Source organism: Dorea sp. (assembly GCF_977044405.1).
In genome coordinates this window covers 1-19854 of sequence record NZ_CDRRQK010000005.1, presented here as the reverse complement: position 1 = coordinate 19854, position 19854 = coordinate 1, and the positions used below count along the sequence as shown (strand labels likewise).

Annotated in this window: 20 protein-coding genes, 3 pseudogenes and 1 riboswitch; all 23 genes and pseudogenes read right to left on the bottom strand. The window is 41.1% G+C overall.

Annotated features, from left to right (window positions below):
• Positions 1-28: 28 nt before the first annotated feature.
• The gene (gene ileS, locus ACWJAF_RS03560) at positions 29-3178 is read right to left on the bottom strand and encodes an isoleucine--tRNA ligase (RefSeq protein ID WP_448862262.1); all 3150 of its coding nucleotides are present in this window, start codon (positions 3176-3178) and stop codon (positions 29-31) included.
• Between the two features lie 463 nt (positions 3179-3641).
• The gene (locus ACWJAF_RS03555; RefSeq protein WP_448862260.1) at positions 3642-5177 is read right to left on the bottom strand and encodes a D-alanyl-D-alanine carboxypeptidase family protein; all 1536 of its coding nucleotides are present in this window, start codon (positions 5175-5177) and stop codon (positions 3642-3644) included.
• Between the two features lie 232 nt (positions 5178-5409).
• Complete coding sequence (locus ACWJAF_RS03550) at positions 5410-5766, bottom strand: Hpt domain-containing protein (protein WP_448862258.1); 357 nt, start codon at positions 5764-5766, stop codon at positions 5410-5412.
• A 174-nt stretch (positions 5767-5940) separates the two neighbouring features.
• Positions 5941-6525, bottom strand: a pseudogene (locus ACWJAF_RS03545) (ABC transporter ATP-binding protein); the annotation flags it as partial.
• A gap of 180 nt (positions 6526-6705) precedes the next feature.
• Positions 6706-7131, bottom strand: a pseudogene (locus tag ACWJAF_RS03540) (ABC transporter substrate-binding protein); the annotation flags it as partial.
• Between the two features lie 170 nt (positions 7132-7301).
• Positions 7302-9509 (bottom strand): hybrid sensor histidine kinase/response regulator, encoded by a 2208-nt coding sequence (locus ACWJAF_RS03535; protein WP_448862256.1) that lies wholly within the window; start codon positions 9507-9509, stop codon positions 7302-7304.
• A 205-nt stretch (positions 9510-9714) separates the two neighbouring features.
• A riboswitch (cyclic di-GMP riboswitch) is annotated at positions 9715-9790 on the bottom strand.
• Between the two features lie 169 nt (positions 9791-9959).
• Positions 9960-10772 (bottom strand): AIM24 family protein, encoded by an 813-nt coding sequence (locus tag ACWJAF_RS03530; RefSeq protein ID WP_448862254.1) that lies wholly within the window; start codon positions 10770-10772, stop codon positions 9960-9962.
• A gap of 20 nt (positions 10773-10792) precedes the next feature.
• Entirely contained in the window at positions 10793-11368 is a 576-nt protein-coding gene (locus tag ACWJAF_RS03525) for a DUF4230 domain-containing protein (protein ID WP_448862252.1), read from the bottom strand.
• A gap of 100 nt (positions 11369-11468) precedes the next feature.
• Complete coding sequence (locus tag ACWJAF_RS03520) at positions 11469-11684, bottom strand: hypothetical protein (RefSeq protein WP_296033665.1); 216 nt, start codon at positions 11682-11684, stop codon at positions 11469-11471.
• A 299-nt stretch (positions 11685-11983) separates the two neighbouring features.
• Positions 11984-12241 (bottom strand): HPr family phosphocarrier protein, encoded by a 258-nt coding sequence (locus ACWJAF_RS03515; protein WP_296033667.1) that lies wholly within the window; start codon positions 12239-12241, stop codon positions 11984-11986.
• 123 nt (positions 12242-12364) lie between these two features.
• Complete coding sequence (locus tag ACWJAF_RS03510; RefSeq protein WP_448862250.1) at positions 12365-13141, bottom strand: DeoR/GlpR family DNA-binding transcription regulator; 777 nt, start codon at positions 13139-13141, stop codon at positions 12365-12367.
• Positions 13142-13551: 410 nt separating this feature from the next.
• The gene (locus ACWJAF_RS03505) at positions 13552-14346 is read right to left on the bottom strand and encodes a PTS transporter subunit IIC (protein WP_448862249.1); all 795 of its coding nucleotides are present in this window, start codon (positions 14344-14346) and stop codon (positions 13552-13554) included.
• 21 nt (positions 14347-14367) lie between these two features.
• Positions 14368-14655, bottom strand: coding sequence for a PTS sugar transporter subunit IIA (locus tag ACWJAF_RS03500; protein ID WP_296091967.1), 288 nt, complete (start codon positions 14653-14655; stop codon positions 14368-14370).
• 27 nt (positions 14656-14682) lie between these two features.
• Positions 14683-14904: pseudogene (locus ACWJAF_RS03495) on the bottom strand (L-ascorbate 6-phosphate lactonase); the annotation flags it as partial.
• Positions 14870-15031, bottom strand: coding sequence for a hypothetical protein (locus ACWJAF_RS03490; protein WP_296091972.1), 162 nt, complete (start codon positions 15029-15031; stop codon positions 14870-14872). The pseudogene ACWJAF_RS03495 and the gene ACWJAF_RS03490, both read right to left, overlap by 35 nt.
• A gap of 299 nt (positions 15032-15330) precedes the next feature.
• Positions 15331-15921: an HAD family hydrolase gene (locus ACWJAF_RS03485; protein ID WP_448862246.1), complete on the bottom strand. Its 591-nt coding sequence runs from the start codon at positions 15919-15921 to the stop codon at positions 15331-15333.
• Between the two features lie 96 nt (positions 15922-16017).
• The gene (locus ACWJAF_RS03480; RefSeq protein WP_448862244.1) at positions 16018-16545 is read right to left on the bottom strand and encodes a DUF1653 domain-containing protein; all 528 of its coding nucleotides are present in this window, start codon (positions 16543-16545) and stop codon (positions 16018-16020) included.
• A gap of 36 nt (positions 16546-16581) precedes the next feature.
• Positions 16582-17184 carry an SAM-dependent methyltransferase gene (locus tag ACWJAF_RS03475; protein ID WP_296033676.1) on the bottom strand — a complete coding sequence of 201 codons (603 nt, stop codon included), beginning with the start codon at positions 17182-17184 and terminating at the stop codon, positions 16582-16584.
• 108 nt (positions 17185-17292) lie between these two features.
• Positions 17293-17757 (bottom strand): YaiI/YqxD family protein, encoded by a 465-nt coding sequence (locus tag ACWJAF_RS03470; RefSeq protein ID WP_448862242.1) that lies wholly within the window; start codon positions 17755-17757, stop codon positions 17293-17295.
• Between the two features lie 178 nt (positions 17758-17935).
• Positions 17936-18145 carry a DUF6219 family protein gene (locus ACWJAF_RS03465; protein WP_296033678.1) on the bottom strand — a complete coding sequence of 70 codons (210 nt, stop codon included), beginning with the start codon at positions 18143-18145 and terminating at the stop codon, positions 17936-17938.
• 146 nt (positions 18146-18291) lie between these two features.
• Positions 18292-19164: a YitT family protein gene (locus tag ACWJAF_RS03460; protein WP_448862241.1), complete on the bottom strand. Its 873-nt coding sequence runs from the start codon at positions 19162-19164 to the stop codon at positions 18292-18294.
• A 56-nt stretch (positions 19165-19220) separates the two neighbouring features.
• Complete coding sequence (locus ACWJAF_RS03455) at positions 19221-19361, bottom strand: hypothetical protein (protein ID WP_448862239.1); 141 nt, start codon at positions 19359-19361, stop codon at positions 19221-19223.
• A 189-nt stretch (positions 19362-19550) separates the two neighbouring features.
• Positions 19551-19854 (bottom strand): zinc ribbon domain-containing protein (locus tag ACWJAF_RS03450; RefSeq protein WP_448862237.1); only part of this gene is annotated, 304 nt, incomplete at its 5' end.

Below are 19854 nucleotides of genomic sequence, written 5' to 3'. Positions count from 1 at the left end.
TTCCCTTCTGATAAAACTTGGGCTTTGATTATCTTTTTTCTACACCGATTGTTACTGCCTCACCGTTGATCTTCCACTCTTTGGTATATCCCGCAGGAGCGGCTTTTGTAACTTCCAGTGCAAGTGTCTCGTCTGCGATAGTAGATGCATTATCTGCAAATACTTTTTCTGCTTTTTCTGTACCTTCGTAAGTTACTGCAATCTTATCCATAACTTCGAATCCTGCTTCCTTACGCATGGTCTGTACTTTACTGATGATCTCACGTACGAATCCTTCTTCCAGAAGTTCTTCTGAAAGGTTTGTATCCATAACAACTGTGATTCCGTTATCATTTTCAGATACATATCCTGGCATCTGTGCAGATTCAATCAACAGATCTTCACGGAACAGAGTTACTTCCTGTCCATTGATATCAAGCTTCAGGGCATCTGTAGCATTTAACTCATCCATTGCTGCATTTCCTTCGAGGTTGTCGAGCGCTGCTTTAATACCTCCTAACATTTTACCATATTTTGGACCAACTGTCTTTAACTGAGGTTTAAAAGTATATGAAGTAAAGTCACGTACATCTTGTGTAAATGTTACATTCTTTACATTTAATTCATCTTTTACGATGTCTTTGTAAAATTCCGGAACTTCAAAATCAGCTTTTACATACATCTGTCCGATCGGCTGACGGTTCTTGATGTTAGCAGTATTTCTGCATGCACGTCCCATAACAACCATCTTCAGAACGTTGTCCATGTTAGCTTCCAGTTCTGTATCGATATGTGCTTCATTTACAACCGGGAAGTCACACAGGTGGATACTTTCCGGAGCGCTTTCATCAACGCTTCTTACCAGGTTCTGGTAAATCTCTTCTGTCATGAACGGGATCATCGGAGCTGCTGTCTTGCAGATCTCAACCAGTGCTGTGTACAGAGTCATGTAAGCATTGATCTTATCCTGCTCCATTCCCTTAGCCCAGAAACGTTCACGGCTGCGTCTTACATACCAGTTACTCATGTCATCTACGAAACTCTGAAGTGCCTTTGCTGCTTCCGGAATCTTATAGTTAGATAAGTCATAGTCTACTGCCTTGATTGCTGAATTGAGCTTAGACAGAAGCCATTTATCCATAACAGACAGTTTGTCATATTCCAGTGTGTATTTTGTTGCATCGAAATCATCGATATTTGCATACAGTACGAAGAACGCATAAGTGTTCCACAGTGTTCCCATGAACTTTCTCTGTCCTTCTACAACAGCTTTTCCGTGGAAACGGTTTGGAAGCCATGGTGCACTGTTAACATAGAAGTACCAGCGGATCGCATCTGCTCCGTATTTTTCCAGTGCATCGAATGGATCAACTGCATTTCCTTTTGATTTGCTCATCTTCTGACCATTTTCATCCTGCACGTGTCCAAGTACGATAACGTTCTTGTATGGTGCTTTGTTGAAGATCAATGTTGAGATTGCAAGCAGTGAGTAGAACCATCCACGGGTCTGGTCAACAGCCTCGGAAATGAAATCTGCAGGGAACTGCTTTTCAAATAATTCTTTATTCTCAAATGGATAGTGATGCTGTGCAAATGGCATAGATCCACTGTCGAACCAGCAATCGATAACTTCCGGTACTCTGTGCATCTGTTTTCCACAGCATGGGCACTTGATCGTTACTTCGTCGATGTATGGACGGTGAAGTTCGATCTCATCCGGACAGTTGTCAGACATTTCTTTCAGCTCTTCAATGCTTCCGATTGAATGCTGGTGTCCGCACTCACACTCCCAGATATTCAGTGGAGTTCCCCAGTAACGGTTACGGCTAATACCCCAGTCCTGAACGTTCTCAAGCCAGTCGCCGAAACGTCCTTTACCGATGCTTTCCGGAATCCAGTTGATTGTGTTGTTGTTAGCGATCAGATCATCTTTTACTTCTGTCATCTTGATGAACCATGATTCACGAGCGTAGTAAATAAGTGGTGTATCACATCTCCAGCAGTGTGGATAGCTATGCTCGAACTTCGGTGCATCGTAGAGAAGTCCACGCCCGTCGAGGTCTTTTAATACTTCCGGGTCAGCCTTCTTAACGAATAATCCGGCAAATGGAGTTGTCTCTCCCATGTTACCTTTTTCATCTACTAACTGTACGAATGGCATATCATACTTACGTCCAACCTTGGCATCATCTTCACCAAATGCAGGAGCGATATGAACAACACCAGTACCATCTGTCAGTGTTACATAAGTATCGCATGTAACGAAGAATGCTTTCTTATTCTGCTTAGAAGCGCAGTCATAAGCACACTGGTATAATGGCTCATACTCTTTGTATTCGAGATCTTTACCCTTGTATGTCTCAAGAATCTCGTATGCTTTCTGTCCTTCTTCTGCAAGTTTTCCAAGTACTGTATCAAGAAGTGCAACTGCCATATAGTAAGTATATCCGTCAGCAGCTTTTACTTTTGCATAATCTTCTTCTGGGTTTACGCAGAGTGCGATATTAGATGGCAGTGTCCATGGTGTAGTTGTCCATGCGAGGAAATATGCATCTTCTCCCACTACTTTAAATCGAACGATTGCAGAGCGTTCTTTTACATCCTTATACCCTTGAGCAACTTCCTGTGCGGAAAGCGGAGTTCCACAACGAGGGCAGTATGGCACAATCTTGAATCCTTTATAAAGGAGCTTCTTGTCCCAGATTCTCTTAAGTGCCCACCACTCAGACTCGATGAAGTTGTTGTCATATGTTACATATGGGTCATCCATATCAGCCCAGAAACCTACAGTATTAGAGAAATCTTCCCACATACCTTTGTATTTCCATACGCTTTCTTTACATTTTTTAATGAATGGTTCCATACCGTATTTTTCGATCTGGTCTTTTCCGTCCAGTCCGAGAAGTTTTTCAACTTCGAGCTCTACAGGAAGTCCGTGTGTATCCCATCCGGCCTTTCTTGGAACTTCGTATCCTTTCATTGTGCGGTATCTTGGAATCATATCCTTGATAACACGTGTCAGAACGTGTCCGATATGCGGTTTTCCGTTAGCTGTCGGAGGGCCGTCGTAGAACATATAGATCTCGTTGCCTTCACGGTCACGCATACTTTTTCTGAAGATGTCATTATCTTCCCAGAACTTTTCAGTCTGTTTTTCTCTGTCTACAAAATTAAGATCCGTAGAAACTTTCTTATACATATTAACCTCCTTGGGGACGGAGGATTTTTTAAAAAACTCCGTCCCAAATTAAAAATGTCCTGTCCCTTTTTCAAAATGCCCTGTCCCCGGATGGATTCTTCCTCCGGACTTCTATACATCATATTAAATCCCGAGACAAAAAAAAGCTCCCGCCCTGTATAGGACGAAAGCTGAACTTACGTTTATAACCACCTAACATACCATCATATGTCTTCCCTGTAACGGAGGAATGCCGTCAGTTTTTACTTGGCAATCAAGCTTTTGTTCACAGTCTCAAAACCTTTCAAAATCTGCAACTCAGAAGTGATATTCAGATATATCTTACTTGTACCGGACTTCCACCATCCCCGGCTCGCTATTGCGTTCTGTTATATCTTACTGTCTTCGTCAACGTTTTTCACATTCCTTATTATATGCAACAACTGCAAAATCCGTCAAGGGGTTTTACCTTTTTTAATAGGATTTATTTGCGTCTGCGAAGCAATGATATGATAAAAGCCAGGATCAGAACAACTAACAACACTTCCTCTGCGGCAATGATTCTTCTGACCTTCAATGGTTTTTCATAATATTTCTTCTGATATAGCTTCCATGCTTTCTGAATCTTGCTCTCGATCTGCTTTATAAAATGTTTTCCACCAGAGCTCTTATTATTCTCAGAGTTATCCACATTAGCACTCTTAGAATCCCCGGACTTTTCCTCATCCGACAGTTTCTTAAGATATGACTTTGTAAATACTACCGTTGCACTTCCTACTTCGTGTCCGTCATAGGTATACTTAATCGTACCTTCTCCACTCTTCTGATCCACATCTGTGACTTCATGCTTCACATCCGAGAATTCCACGCCGTTTGGCAACAGCACATATCCGTCATCCTGTACATGATATTCATTACCGGACAGGTTCTCTTTTTCCAATGTCTGTGCTTCCTTAGATTCACCCGCACTTATGAATTCTTTGACGCCTTCCGGCTTCTTCTGCTCTGCAACATTCACCTTCTGGAAGTTGTTAAATGCATACTCGAACAGTTCTCTTGTATCTGTATAAATGTGTACCCCATGTGTTCTTAATACTACACATACCAGTTTCATATTGCCATTATCAGCCATCGTGATCAATGTGGATAATGCATTGGATGTATATCCGGTCTTTCCTGCTACGGCATATTCATAATAATTCTTATTTACATCGATCAGCATCTTATGATGCTGGGCAAATACATGCTCTTCCGTCGTCGCGGTTGCCGGAATCGTATAACTCTGGTTCTGGCAGATCTTTGTAAATTCCGGGTATCTCCACACTTCACGTCCGATCAGCGCCATATCTCTTGCACAGGTATAATGATTGTCATCATGCAATCCATTGGCATTCACAAAATTAGAATTATTGCCTCCAAGCTTTTTACATTCCTCATTCATCTGTTCGATGAACCAGTTGTAATCATGTCCGGCATTCGTTCCGACATTTTCTGCTACAGCATATGCTGCTTCATTTGCCGATGCCAGAAGTGTTGCATACAGTGCCTGCTCCAGTGAAATGACATTTCCCTCTTTTAATCCGACAGACGAATCTCCCGGCTGCATAAAAGAAATACAGTCGTTACTGAAGGTTACATTATCCGTCAGCTTTCCATATTTAAAAGCAACCAGTGATGTCAGCACTTTTGTGATACTTGCCGGATATTCATGTTCGTCGATATTCTTTGCATACAGGATACTTCCCGTTCCTGCATCCATCACGATTGCTGCTTCTCCATAAGTTCCAGGTCCCTGCGGCCAGTTCTCCCAGCCATTCGACTGGACTTCCATATTGTATACGTTCTGTTCCTCCTGCTGCGCCTGCTGTTCCGGTGTCAGTGCCTGCTGCGTTGCTGCGTCAGTTGCCGCCGCAGTATTATCTGTCGTTGGTTCCGCATAGGTAACCGTCTGCGACATTCCCGCCGACACACCTACGATCACTGCCATAAGCATGGCAGATATGCGTTTTTTTCCCCACATGTGTATTATCCTCCATTTTCTGCTCTATATTATAATCCTTCTTGTCTATTATCTCAAGTCTGTAATCAATGCCGCCCGATATACCTAAACGTTACTGTATCATACGGAATTTTCAGTTCAGAAAATTCCGTATAATACAGTAACACCTGCGCAACAAAAAATACCGGCAATTTTACAATCACCGGTATTTTTTACATTTCACATAATAAATAATAAGATTGCCTGTCCAGTTTTACTGATCCAGCTTTTCAATCTCTTTAATTGTCGCTTCATACACTTCCGTAACTTTTGCCATCGCTTCCAGAATTCCTGGCTGTGTACCGGTTCTGTCTCTTAAAAGCTCTGTCAGATCACAGCTCACCTCATACAGGCGGTCGAACGAAAGGTTCTGGCATACACCCTTTAATGTATGCGCACCACGAAATGCATCTTCATAATTCTTTGCTTCGAGTGACTCTTTTAACTGTGGGTAACTCTTATCCGCAAGAAACTTCAGTGTGAATCTCTGAATTAATGCTTCGCTGCGGACTCTTTTTAATACGTCATCGTAATTACCGCCAATGGCTTCATAACATTCCTGTATTGTCATATTCTTTTTCTCCTACTCTCTAATCTTCATATGCCCCATGAAATGCCGTTCTGCCATACTATTTTCCAAATATGTATTGCAAGACTTCACACATTTTCCCGGTCATCTTATATTCTAAAGCTCATTATAGCATACGCTAACAGATTTTTTAAATAGAATTTTTCGATCAGGAATTTATAACCTTCCGATGATATCTCTTTTATACGCCAGGAATGCATCTGTCAGATAAAAATCCTCCGGCCTTGGCTTCTTTTCTTTTATAATGATCTCATCTTTTATCTCTCCTGGTTTCCCATTCAGGATATAGATTCGGTCAGATAAAAGAATTGCCTCATCAATATCATGTGTGATAAAAAGTGTTGCCAGATCAATATGCTGCATTACATCCAGATACCACTTATGGATCGCAGTCTTTGTCAGTGTATCAAGTGCACTAAACGGTTCGTCCAGAAGTGCCACTCCCTTAGACGAAAGGTATGTCCGAAGCAGCGCGGCCCTCTGACGCATTCCACCGGATAACTGCGACGGATACTGGTACTGTGTGCCTTCCAGTCCGAATTCTTTAAAATATACGGACGCCTTTTCTCTTGCTTCTTTCTTCTTCATCCCGTGAAGAACCAATGGAAGTGCCACATTGTCTATGATCTTCTTATGCAGGAACAGAAGATCCTTCTGAAGCATGTAACTGATCTCTCCCGGTCTGGACGTGATATCCTGCCCATTCAGAAGCACCCTTCCCTCTTCCGGTGTTGTAAGTCCGTTGTCATGCAGCCACTGATAGAAGTTGTTCCATCTTGTCTCGTCGATTACGCCCCATTTTGCCTGATCTGCAACATACTGCTCTGACAGCCATTCCTGGCTTGCATATACCAGATCTTCAGAACCTTTTAAGGATCCTGTGTCGTCACCCTTGATCAGGAGATCTGCTGCCTTCTTCGGATTCTCGATCGCATACTCATATCCTTTTTCTGTCGCCTCTAAGAATGCTTTCGCAGTATCCGGTGAATCTTTCAGGAAATCATTGTTGGCAATAATAACTGGTGTATAGTAATCAAATACCGGATCAATGTCTTTAAAGTTCCAGTAATCACAGTCTACATTTTCAATATCTGCATTGATGCCGCCCCATCCGTAGAATACCCAGATGGCATCTGTCTGTTTTGCCTTTAATGCTGCCGGCTCGTCTGTAATATTATTCGGAATCAGTTTTACCTTGTCAAAATCTGCTCCTTCATCCTTCATAACTGTCTTCAGTGTTGCCTGCTCGATCGGAGACTCCCATGTAGAATATGTCTTACCTTCCAGTCCCTTCGGGCTGTCGATACCGTCCCCCCGCCTTCCTTTTCCAGTCAGGCTTTCCGGCATCTTCACTTTATCCTATTACGACAAACACTTCCTACACCGGCATTATCCACACAGGTTCAAGGGTCTAAGTTACGATCTTACTCTCAGCTTCTTTCATAAGCTCCCCTGGTTTTTATTGAACTGTTCTTAGTATAACGCAAGCATTTTAAAATTACAAAATTCGTTGCATTCTACAACTTATTCACATCACAGTTCAGCGTATCCGTAATTGTCTGGATACTTACAGGCTTCGGTATATACCCGTTCATTCCCGCATCGCGGCAGTTCTTCCGGTCACTGACAAATGTATTGGCTGTCATCGCAAAGACAGGTATTACTTTTGCATCCTTTCTTTCAAGCTCTCTTATTTTTTTCGTTGCCGTCAATCCGTCCATCACCGGCATCATGACATCCATCAAAATAACGTCAAAATATCCTTCCTCCGATATCTTAAATATCTCGACCGCAATCTCCCCGTTCTGCGCTTTTGTTACTTCCATGCCTGCCTTTTCAAGAAGAAATTCCGCAATCTCCATATTCAGATCATTGTCCTCTACCAGAAGGACTTTCTTGCCGGCCAGTTCTGTTCCTGTGACCTCTTCTTTCCGTTCTTCTTCCTCATATGATACATGAAGATCAAACGGTATCGTAATCGTAAATGTTGTCCCAACATTTACCACACTTTTTACTTCGATCTTACCATTCATCATCTCTGTCAGCTGTTTTGCAATGGCAAGTCCAAGCCCGGTTCCCATATATGCCGTTCTCGCACTTTGTTCTTCCTGCGCAAATGGTTCAAACGCATGCTTGATGAATTCTTCGCTCATACCGCGTCCCGTATCCGTACACCGAAAGCAATAAACGGCCTGCCTTTCTTCACCTTTCAGTTCCTCGCAGGACAGCCGTATCTCTCCGCCTTCCCGGTTGTACTTCACCGCATTTCCTGCAATATTCTGCAAGATCTGTTTTAAATGCACCGGACTTCCGATTACATGCCGGTGGACTACGGTACTGTGATTAAAGTTCACTGTCAGCCCCTTCATCTGCGCACTCATTTTTGTAATACTGTTCGTCTCTTCCAGTACTTTAAGAATGTCAAACGGCTCATGCTCAAGCTCGATCGCACCGGATTCCAGCTTGTTCATATCCAGGACACTGTTCACAATCTCCATAAGGAATCCCGTTGCCTCTCTTACTTTTTCCCGGCACTCTTTTTGCTTGTCTTTATCATCTGCATAATGCTCTGCAATCTCGATCATACCCTGAATCCCGTTGATCGGTGTCCGGATATCATGACTCATTCTCCGCAGAAAATCAGTCTTTGCGATATTCGCTCTCCTTGCTTCGTCTGCAGTCTCAAGAAGTTTCTGCCTGTACTCAATCTCCAGCTGTTTCTGCTTATCGATCTTGCACACAACATATAATACATTCGTGACTACACCGTTCTTATCCCTCTTCTTTACAATGAACCGCCCCAGATGCCACGATCCGTTCGCAGCCCTGTATTCTGCCGCAATGCTTTCCGTATCCTTAAGGCGCAGTGCCAGTGTAGACGTATCCAGGAATTCCCTCATAAGTTCCTGATGTTCCTCATCCACGATCGTTTCTCTTACATTTTTAAATACATCTGCGATTGTCCCTCTTTTTCCCGTCAGCCGGTGCATCTCCTGTCCGGAAGACACCTCGTCGTATGTCCCCCGCACCAGATCCATACGGTAGATCAGCCAGTAGATTTTACTGATTGATCCTACGATCTCACTGTTTAGCGTAGCCTCTGCCAGTGCATTTTCAAGCTTTATTTTCTGTCTTTCCTGCTCTTCCATCATAAGAAGATTCTCTTGTAAACCGCCGATGTGACCCCCCACTGCTTTTAAAAGCCGCAGCGAAAGTGCCGTCTTACTCTGCTCCGGATTGTCGAATCCAATATAGCCATTTAACTTCTTATTCGAAAGGATCGGGATCACAATCAGTGAATGAATATCCTGTCCGTCAAATAATTCAAACTCTTCCGGTGTCTGCCTGCGCTCTTCTTCCCAGTCCGCAGATACGATTGCTTCTCCTGCCCGCAGCCGCGGTGCCCAGTTTGGCATATCCTCAATCCGCACATTCTGCATCTTGTCTATTGTCGGTTCAACTCCCTCAGCACACCATTCATGCGTCATCTTCATAACGCTTCTGTCTTCCTCTGTCCATGTAAACATGTAGGATCTGTCTGACAACGAATACTTTCCAAGGAAAGCCAGAAGCTTTGGCATCGCTTCATTTAACTCCTCCTTACTGGAAATGTTATCCAGTATCGAGATGTTGTCCAACACATCATCAACCGCATCCTGAACAATCTGCATTTGTCTATATTCTTCTGTCTGTTGTTGTCTTTTTCTTCGTATTGATAATCTCATGTGCACCTCCAAGAACTGGAATTACGCTCCTCTGATATCCATGCAAAAACCTTTATATCATACAGAAAACCTGCCACCGGCAATTTTTCTTCCGAACGCATACCGATAAAAAAAGCAGGCCATGCTATAGACATACCTCCTACATCCACCGCCACCGGCGGTTTCCTTCGGATACTTGACGACTATAACATTTCCTGCTATTTATTATTGCAACTGGCTACCATTTTACAGGTCCTATAGCTTTGCGTCACAACCTTTCGGATGCTTTGCCGTAAATATGTTCCTTTTCTCCTGCCTTTTATTATAACGTTATCCTAAAATTCATGTCAAGAACGAGCGTTAATAAAGTCAGCATAAAGTCAGTTAACTCAAATTGGCAAAATCCACATCCATTACCCCATCATACGGAATTTTCAATTCAGAAAATTCCTACCAGTGAGCAATAATCATTTATCTTCCTGGTTTTGCATCCAGTTCGCTGGTTGCATCATATAAGGAATCAGTCAGAGCCACCGGACTCATCAGTACCCTTCCGGTTCCTCTGTATACATTAACCAGGCCTTCCCCGCTGACCGCTGAACCAACCAGCGTCTTCGTTGTTCTCTCTACCGTAAATTCAAGATTCGAAGACCAGCATACAGCCATACTTCCATCAATCTTTAACTCATCATTTTCAAGTTCGATCTCGATCAATTCTTCTTCCGGCACATTACTTTCCAGCGCCACGATACCATTACCACGGAGACTTAAGTTGAACAATCCTTCTCCACCTAATACCGCAGACGATACGTTCTTTCTGGCTACGACTTTACTTTTTACGTTCCCGTCACATGCAAGGAACATGCCATCTTCGATCGTCATTCCTTCTGCTCCCCACTTAGATACATCTTCCAGAATAATATACTTATATGTAGGCTCCAGCACCAGTATTCCGGCTCCAACGTATTCCGGCTTTACTGCCGCTTCCTTTGTCACTGCACCTTTGATTGCTTTGCCGAACAGATCGCCGATACCTTTTACTCCTGTCGTAGCTCTTACATCTCCGCCCATCCACTGCATTGCACCTGCCTGGATCACTGCAGAATGCTCTTTATTGATATCGATTACTACCTGTCTTCTTCTTACATTCATCTTACTCATGAAGAATTCATCCGTTGCATTAAACGGCGATACGCTGGCATCTTTTTCGTACTCAAGTACGTGGAAATTATCCTTTGTACTGATATATTTTCTGTTTTCATTCTGCATATTCACGATTCTCATTGTGGTTTCCTCCTTGTTATTTACTTTTGAAATTCTACAATAACCTTGCGGCCATCTGCTACATTTTCAAACATCCCCTTCATGACCTTCTTTGCATTTTCATCTGCATTTTCAAGAAATCCGTATTCATCGGATTCGGCTCTTTTTTTTGCTTTTTTCTCAGCCTCTCCGACAATCTCCAGCATCTGTTCCTTATCAATACTCATAATTGCAAAATTCGTATCATAGATCTTCAGGTCACTGGATTTGATCTTGATGGAATCCTCATTGATCGTACAATGTGGAATCGTAATTTTTATCTGATCATCGGTCTCTTTTATCTGGGCTTCTTTCACATCAAGCCCTGCGGTCACAGTTGTCTTATACTGTACCAGGATTTTATTCTTGTTGATCAGCGGAATGTTTCCCTTCGTGCTTTTGAATACATCCGAGATGATCATCTTCTGTGTTGTCAGCTCCGCCGCATCTTCAAGCGTCGTCTCCAGCGGGATACTTTCCTCTTTTGGAGTTATAATATACTTATACGCTGATATGGAACCAATGCTGATAACCAATGCAAGAATAACCACAAGTATTACTTTTAGCTTTGTCTTCACAGACATCCCCCTTTTCTTTTGTAGTTCGTTTTATTGTCATCTTACTGTTAAGTACTCTTTTATATCCGTTTTTCCTTACCTTCTATGTGGCTTTTCCTGATTAATAATTCCTGCTTAACAATGATACGATACCTACAATAATCAGAATCGGGAACGCCAGATGGATCAGTCCGCCAACTACCATTCCTACTAAGATCAGAGGGAAGAATATCACCGTCAGAAGTAACTTCGATAATCCCCACGTGGCTTTTAATCCAAACACAAGCAGTTTACCAAATATTCCAAACATACAGATCATAAATAATAACGTTAACATAATCTTCGTCTCCTATTCTCTACACTTATACTGTTATTCTTTCTGTATAGTCTGAATCTACTATACTTAGTTTCAAGCTATAAATATACAACAAATTTATTGAAATAATATGACATAATTCTCAATTTTCGAGAAATTTAATAAAATAGCGAGGCAGCCAACACTGTCTCGCTATTTTATCTATATAAATCCATATTAATCCATTTCCCGGATTATTTTTCTAAGAGGATAGATAAATGTCGGAGATGCCGATAATTCATCTCGACTTTCCTGTATATCGTTCCATTTCCGACTCCCCCTTACAGGTTCTCCCTGAAGAATGTTACCATTGCTGCATAAGCTTCCTCTTCATCTGGACCCTCTACAGTAATGGTAACTTCTGCACCTTTCTTTACTCCAAGTCCCATGATCATCATAAGCTGTGTTGCGGAAACAGTTTTTCCTTCTTTTGTCAGGGTGATCTTACTCTGATATTTTTTTGCCTCTTTTACAAAAAGTCCCGCTGGTCTTGCATGCAGTCCTAATTCGTCATTGATTGTATAATTAAAAGATTTCATAATCTGTGGTTCCTCCAGGTCAGATCCGATGGCATGGATTTTTCATACAATCCTAACGAATATGCCTTCATGCTGTCTTCCTCCTGTTTTACAGCATTCAGCACAATTCAAAATCCTATACTCTTATTTCCAGAAATCGCTTTTTCTTACTATATGTATCTGTACTCCACATGCCCGGAGTTTTTCCAGTTCCTCTTCCGAAGTCAGTTCATCCGTGATCAGATGTTGTACCTTCTCTATTCCACAGCTTGTAAAACTACTATTCTTTCCAATCTTGGTATGATCAGCCAGAATATATACTTCCTGAGCCGCATGATCAATCATCAGCTGATTAATATTCACTTCATTGATAATCTCTGTAGTCATCCCTGTTTTTGCACTGATACCGGAACATCCCACAAAAGTCTTTCTTGCGAAAATATTCTGCAGAGTCCTTACTGCAAAATCTCCTACCATAGCCTCTTTCGGATATCTAAGTTCCCCTCCGGTAAGAATAATATTTACACCACTGGCTTTATCATGATTAATGGCTTTTCCATTATTCGTAATAACTGTCACATTCTCAGCGTGTACATATTTGATCAGTTCCAGTGCATTTCTACTGGTGTTGATAAAAATAGTGTCTCCCGACTCAACAAGTGTTGCCGCATAACGGGCAATCAGATCGCGGTACAGTGTTACTTCGTCCATCTGTGCTTCTTTTTTATCTGTCACAGCTGCTCCACCGTAAAATCTTTTGATCTTACGTTCCTCTTCTAACACTCTCAGATCACGTCGGATCGTTACTACCGATACTCCCAAAAGCTCTGCCAATTCATCCGCCTTTATCTCCGGATTTTTGGTAAGTATATCAAAAATCTGTTGCCGTCTGCTGTCTACATATGCCTTTTCTCTTTTCATAATTCATAACCTCATTTTTCTGTTTTTTAAGTTCATTTTTAGAGTTCCGCTCCGTTATCATTATTCCATCTTTTATGAACTTTGTCATTATTTTTTTTGATTATTTGTCGTAAAAAGGTTAAAAAAATAAGCCCAGGCATTTTAAGTGATTTTTCCAAATACAGAAGGACCTGCCTCCTGCAACTTCTTCTGCATAATTTTTTACAAAAATGGTGCTCCGCTCCTTTGCTGAGCACCCCCGGATTTTGTTATTATGCTGAAACAATCATAATTAATCAATAATGCCGTGTTCTCTCATTTTCTGCTCGATTTCCTGCGCAGACATAATATTTCTCAGTCCAATTACCTGCGTTCCTTTTTTCTCTGCATCTTTGAACATATTTGCAAAGTTCTGTGCACAGAATACTACATCATACTGAGCAGCTGCCGTTTTTCCTTCTGATAATGCACAGTGATGTACATACCATATTCTCATTGAAGATAGACATGAATCCCGGAAGTTCAACATCATCAATCTTCTTAACTTCTTTACCGTCTTTCTTCTTTCCAAAAAGTTTCTCTGCCAGCCAGTAGTTAAATGCGACACCAAACATCTGCTGATGAGCCAGCGTAAATCCTGCTCCATCTGTAACTTCCTGACAAGGTTTGATCATAATATTCGCACCAACTGCCCAGTAGGCACCAAGGATAACTGCCATCACTATGATCAGTGCCACATTATGCGTAAGCAGTCCTGGCAATGCAAACATGATCAGCCAGTAAGCAGTTGCTGCCTGCTGTACCTGCACATGACCGGTTGTAAACAGCGCACACAATTTCGTAAACTTACTAAAACGAACCAGTAAAATGTTAACGATAAATGCGATAAGAAGAAGGATCATCGCATCACCAAATCCTTTACCAAATACTTCTTCCACACCCGCTGTTACTGCATTCTGCCCAAAATACGGATCAATAACCATTGCGTCTATCTTAAATACATCTTTCAACCCTACTAATACAGGACGGAAGTTACTTACCAGTCCGGATGAACCAACCGTCAGGATCAGATATCCAACGATCGCTTTGATCACACCGGCCAGTACATCGTACCAAGGTTTCTTTAATAAGATATAACCGATCATAACAATCAAACCGATCATGAATGCTGGCTGTTCCAAAATATTTGTCGCAAAATACGACCATACATTCATTAAAATATTCATTTTTCTTTCCTCTTAATTTTCTTACAGATATTTTTCCTGAAGCTTCAGAAGGTCTTCAGGTCCTTTTACTTTTTTGAGATCTTCAATCAGTTCCTCGTTAGACAACATCTCTGCCAGTCTTGACATGTTATCCAGATGCTGTTCCGGATTACAGGATGCAAGTGTAAAAAATAATGTTGCATCCTTATAATTTGCTTCCACTGTACCATCTGCTTCCAGTGATTCACAACTCATACGGATGGCATCTTTCCAGTCCTTTGCACTCTCTGCAAATTTATAATGCTTACTCTCAACAAATTCTTTTAACATGGTCTTCTCCTATTTATTCGTCTTCTCTTACAGGCATGAGCGGAACGGAATGTTCTGCGGAGCCTCGAAGCAATCCTCAAATCCTCTTCTGTGATGATAGTAAATCTTATCTTTGTCTGCCGGATAAGTATATTTTCCACCTACCTGCCAGAAGAATGGGTGGAATTTATATTCGTTACGGTCCTTTTTGAAGTCATACAGAACTTTGATCTCATCACAGTCTGCCTGGAAGTTTGTCCATACATCCCAGCCACCACATAGCTACATTTCCAGGAGCAACTACTTCATTTTCAATATCCTCTACTAACCATGTTCCCCACTCAGGAAATGTACTGTTGATCCAGCTTTCTCTTGTCATTTCACTAATTTTGCTCATTTAAATCCTCCTCTAAATAATTCATATAATTTTATTTTCGTGATTTATTTGTTTCTTTATATGTGTTATAACACCTTTTATGAATCATATCAAGGCTTTTATATGACCGTTTATTATTTATATGACTATTCTGTTATTTTCGTACATAATGCATAATTTCAAATTATCTGTTTTGTGCATTTTCACCTCTATTTTGTACTCACAAAAAAAGAATTCAAAATATCTGCTTTTGCAGGCAATCTTGAATTCTCTCTTTTTTCTTTTCTTTTCAGTTTTCAAAGTTCATATAATTATGATTTTTAATCAAAATAATCCATATTTATATCATCAAACGATCGTATTTTCAAATAATCTATTTTAGCATCCAAACTTTGCTCCTGCGTATACAGGATTCCATTTAGTCCGTTATTACAAGCACCTTCAACATCTTTTGTAAGGCTGTCCCCGATAAATGCACATTCATAAGCCTTAACATCTGCCTTCTGCACACAAAGTTCAAAAAAGTGAGGATGCGGTTTTTCTACACCAGCTTCCTCGCTGGTAACAATAAAGTCTACATAGGGTGCTACTCCTAACGCTTCCAGTTTTTTGTACTGAATATAAGCTGTCATATCCGTTCCAATTCCGATGCGTATACCTCGCTTTTTTAATTCCTTTATAAAATCAACAGCTCCCTTAGATGGACGGGCTCTTTGGATCAATGTATCCCAATATGTATGATACATATTAAATGCATGTGGAAACAAAGGTTGTTTCATCAACTCCAGCATACATTGTATTCTTAAAAGACGGTTATGAATCGCCGCTGTATCGCTTCCAATTCTCTTATTCATGATCTTTCCTGCTGTTTTATAATAATTCTCCATCTCTTCTCTTGCATGCTTTAACATTCAAAAAAATATACTCGTAAAGAAGCAACTCACGAGTTGCTTTCTTACGAGTATAACATTCATTGCATTTCACATTACCAATGACTTTTTTCTCTTTTACATTTCCACCTTTTCAAACCGGTACTTCTGCTTCACATCCGGATACTTCACCCTGTTCACTTCACTCATGAACATATCATACGGTCTGGCACAGATTTTAAATGGTGCATACATTGCCTGATAGACTACCAGCCTCTCTCCCGTCTCTGTATGCTCCGCAAAGGCCAGAACTTTATAAATGTATTGAGATGTACCCTCTTCTACCCATTCGCGCTTAAAATGGCGTACAATGTCTCCTACGTGTATGTCACGTTCGACGGTCACTGTGTCATTTACATTTTCCTCTTCTGTATCCTGCTTTGCAGGTTCTTCATCTTCTTTTATAACCGTATCCGGCATCTCTTCCTGTTTTGTTTTCTCCACATCTAATTCCACATACTCATCCTTATCAAGCGATACCGGAATGCCTGTCTTCCCTGTAATATGCACTCCGCCGTACCAGGTACCTGTCGTTTCAAAGATGTCATCAATATCATATTCCTGTGTGTATTCGTCATTCTTTTTTATAATCTTAATCTTAGCCATATGATTCTCCTGTTCTTCCTTAATTTATGCTTTCCACTACTGTATTTCAAATACAGCAATCCGCTCCCTTGGATCTTCTCCCGGGAACAGATCCATACACGTAATCTCATCTGTAAACATCAGCGCTTCCACCGTCATCAGATACGAAATATATTCGTCTGACGGATAGTAAAAGAACATCTGGATCTGCCTTGGTTTCACGTAATACGATTTCAGGATTCTTGCCATCACTTTTCGAAGTATCTCCACTGAAAATGGATTAAAAAAGTAAATTCTGTCTACACTCTCCGGTATCTCAAACAGCTCTGCGTTCGCAAGCTTTATATCGACTCTCGCTGATGATACTGCATCTTTTTTATTTTCTACAGCCTTCTCGTATATTCTTTCATCATATTCGATTCCGATGGATCTGCATCTCGTCTGATAAGAGAGAAACATATCTACCCGTCCTTTTCCACAGCCATAATCCAGTAATATATTTCCTTTCCGGATATATCCTGAATTCGCAAGCCGCTCCAGTACAGAGTATGGTGTTGGCTCATATGGATAGCGGTACTGGTCTGCATGTGTGTCGTCTCTTCCCATTGTGTGGATATGCAGAAGCTTATCCCATCTTGATTCATTTTTATCTTCTTTCATCTTGTTACTCTATACTCTTTCGTTACTTTTGCTATTTACAGCTTTCTTTGCTCTTTTGCTGCTTTTTGCTATTTACATTTTTTATTATTTTACTACCTGTATTTGATTCTACTCTGCAATATTTTCTTCCTTTATTCGTTTCAAAATAAGCTTCTCAAATGATTCTTTAAAGCGCTTATCATCTTCTTCCGTCCTTTTTGCCGGACCTTTTAAGTGATGTTTCTTCTTTGTGTTTCTTGCCTTCTTTGCCAGATGACGCTCCATCAGCATCCGGTCAATATTTTCATTCGTATACCATTTACCGTTTTGATGGATTCCGCAGGCTCCTTTTCCCAGAATCATAGCCGCAACGCCGTAATCCTGCGTCACAACAATATCCCCTTTCCGGCACAGGCTCACCAGTTTGAAGTCTACTGCATCTGCCCCGGCACCAACAGTAATCACTTCACTGTAATCCGAGTGCAGGACATGGTTCGTATCGCACAGAAGTGTTACCGGAAGTTCATATTCTTTTGCAAGCTGTTCTACGATACCTACTACAGGGCAGGCATCTGCATCTACATATATTTTCATATTCTCTTAATCAGCCTCGTACTTCCTTTTTTCTTTTTATAACCTATTTTTATAACTCATTTTCACAAGCTTTTTTCGATGAATCTCTTTAAGTTTACCATTTTCTTACTTGCTTTGATATACTCAAAAGCCACTAAGTTTTCACTTAATGGCCTTTTCGTATATCACATAATTTTCTTTATTCTGCTGTCTCTTCCGTCTCCAAAGCTTTCTTAGCCTTGCTCTTTCCGCCTATCATCTTGTGACCGGAATACACCGCCATAATCATACAAACCAGCGCACCAAAAGCAAAATACTTATGTGCCTCTTTTGAATTACGATATCCTGTATACATCGCTCCGATCATTGCGATCAACGCTCCAACTGACCATCTTTTATGTGCCTTCATTGCCATACCCCCTGTTATATATTTTATTCTATCTTACCGCTTTCTTCCATGAAAGCAAATACATTTTTCAATATTCCCAGCTTCTTCCGAATGCATGGTGTTTAAAACCACTCCGCAAAACTCTTATTTCTGAATTTTTCTTATTGCTAAAATCCTCTCGTCTTCGGCCGGTACCGCATATCTGATACCGTATATACCGTCACAAACGCGTCCGGATCCTTCTGGACGATATAGTTCATCAGCTTCTGATACTCACTCTTATCCACGATCGTAATAATCTCTCTATATTTTTTCATGTTATAAGCACCGATTGCCTCGTAGAATGTCGCACCACTATGTAATTCATGCAATATGAACTGCCGCACCTCTTCTTCGTATTTCGTAATGATGCAGACACGTCTCTTTACATTCTGACCGAAAATGAAATGATCCAGCACAATTCCATTAAAGTAAGTACCAAGTACACTTAAAACCACTGCCTTTTTATCATAGATCAGTGCTGACGAAAGTGCCACACACATCCCTGAGATCGACATTGCTTTTCCAAGTTCAATGTGCAGATACTTATTCATGACCTTCGCCACAATATCCAGCCCGCCTGACGATGCATTCATATTGAATAATATACTGAGTCCGACACTGACCACCAGAATGTAACACAACACATCCAGCTCTGTGCTGTTCGTCAGTGATTGAAAGTCCGGAAATACATGTTCAAACACCGCAAGATATACCGGCAGCAGAATACTCGTATATACCGTCTTCGCCCCAAAGTCTGTTCCGCACGTCAGGAATCCGATCACAAGCAGCACCACATTCAGAATCATCGTAATCGTAGACACATGTAGCGGCACATAATGCGCCATAATGATCGCCAGTGCAGATATACTGCTGATAGACGTCTGACTCGGGATTAAGAAAAAATACACAGCCGCTGCGATAATCCCCACTGCTATCGTCATGACTGCTACTTCTCTTACCTTTTCCGGGGTGCAGACTACTTTCTTTTTTTCGTTCATTTTTCATTCCCCACTTTTTTTTTAGTCCAATTTTTATATTAGTACTTATTCAGCTATTATGCCAACAGTTCTTTTACTGCCCTCTCAAATTCATAAAGTAAATCAATATATGTTCCGATAATTGTATTACAATGTTCTTTTACAATATCGCAATCATAATCATGTGCTAATTGATTTCTCACTTTCAACATTTCCATCCATGTCTCATCTGAGATCAGATTTGCTGTGACATGCTCCCACCACTTAAATCACAGATTTTGAAGTGAGGGCTTCTTGCTCAATGGCTCTACTGAGCCAAGTATCTACAAGCTATCCTCGCGTGCCCCGCGATTCATTTTTACCCAGTTATGGAATATTTTCATTGTCTGGATACAGACACTTCCCATTTATCCTGCCAACAACATACGGCGTGCTTCTTCACGTATATTGATTGCCGCATTCAGATCCCGATCTATCCGATTTCCACATGTACAAAGATATACTCTGTCCGAAAGTTTCAGTTCTTTCTTTATATTGCCACATTTACAGCATTTTTTACTGGAAGGGAAAAAACGGTCTACACGTACCAGTCTCTTTCCTCTCCATGTCAGCTTATATTCCAGCAATTCCCGGAACTTTCCATAACTGTTGTCCATGACACTTTTCCCAAAATGCATACACTGGCTCATTGCTTTCATGTCAATATCTTCT

Bases quoted from the DNA above. Each gene is read 5' to 3' on its own strand.
- ACWJAF_RS03470 (WP_448862242.1), bottom strand. From the start codon at position 17,757: ATGAAAATATATGTAGATGCAGATGCCTGCCCTGTAGTAGGTATCGTA.
- ACWJAF_RS03485 (WP_448862246.1), bottom strand. From the start codon at position 15,921: ATGTTAAAGCATGCAAGAGAAGAGATGGAGAATTATTATAAAACAGCA.
- ACWJAF_RS03480 (WP_448862244.1), bottom strand. From the start codon at position 16,545: ATGGCTAAGATTAAGATTATAAAAAAGAATGACGAATACACACAGGAA.
- ACWJAF_RS03475 (WP_296033676.1), bottom strand. From the start codon at position 17,184: ATGAAAGAAGATAAAAATGAATCAAGATGGGATAAGCTTCTGCATATC.
- ACWJAF_RS03550 (WP_448862258.1), bottom strand. From the start codon at position 5,766: ATGACAATACAGGAATGTTATGAAGCCATTGGCGGTAATTACGATGAC.
- ACWJAF_RS03465 (WP_296033678.1), bottom strand. From the start codon at position 18,145: ATGAAGGCACATAAAAGATGGTCAGTTGGAGCGTTGATCGCAATGATC.
- ACWJAF_RS03455 (WP_448862239.1), bottom strand. From the start codon at position 19,361: ATGGAAATGTTGAAAGTGAGAAATCAATTAGCACATGATTATGATTGC.
- ACWJAF_RS03505 (WP_448862249.1), bottom strand. From the start codon at position 14,346: ATGAATATTTTAATGAATGTATGGTCGTATTTTGCGACAAATATTTTG.
- ACWJAF_RS03515 (WP_296033667.1), bottom strand. From the start codon at position 12,241: ATGAAATCTTTTAATTATACAATCAATGACGAATTAGGACTGCATGCA.
- ACWJAF_RS03555 (WP_448862260.1), bottom strand. From the start codon at position 5,177: ATGTGGGGAAAAAAACGCATATCTGCCATGCTTATGGCAGTGATCGTA.
- ileS (WP_448862262.1), bottom strand. From the start codon at position 3,178: ATGTATAAGAAAGTTTCTACGGATCTTAATTTTGTAGACAGAGAAAAA.
- ACWJAF_RS03510 (WP_448862250.1), bottom strand. From the start codon at position 13,141: ATGAAAAGAGAAAAGGCATATGTAGACAGCAGACGGCAACAGATTTTT.
- ACWJAF_RS03500 (WP_296091967.1), bottom strand. From the start codon at position 14,655: ATGTTAAAAGAATTTGTTGAGAGTAAGCATTATAAATTTGCAGAGAGT.
- ACWJAF_RS03460 (WP_448862241.1), bottom strand. From the start codon at position 19,164: ATGAACGAAAAAAAGAAAGTAGTCTGCACCCCGGAAAAGGTAAGAGAA.
- ACWJAF_RS03490 (WP_296091972.1), bottom strand. From the start codon at position 15,031: ATGAGCAAAATTAGTGAAATGACAAGAGAAAGCTGGATCAACAGTACA.
- ACWJAF_RS03530 (WP_448862254.1), bottom strand. From the start codon at position 10,772: ATGAGAATCGTGAATATGCAGAATGAAAACAGAAAATATATCAGTACA.
- ACWJAF_RS03520 (WP_296033665.1), bottom strand. From the start codon at position 11,684: ATGTTAACGTTATTATTTATGATCTGTATGTTTGGAATATTTGGTAAA.
- ACWJAF_RS03535 (WP_448862256.1), bottom strand. From the start codon at position 9,509: ATGAGATTATCAATACGAAGAAAAAGACAACAACAGACAGAAGAATAT.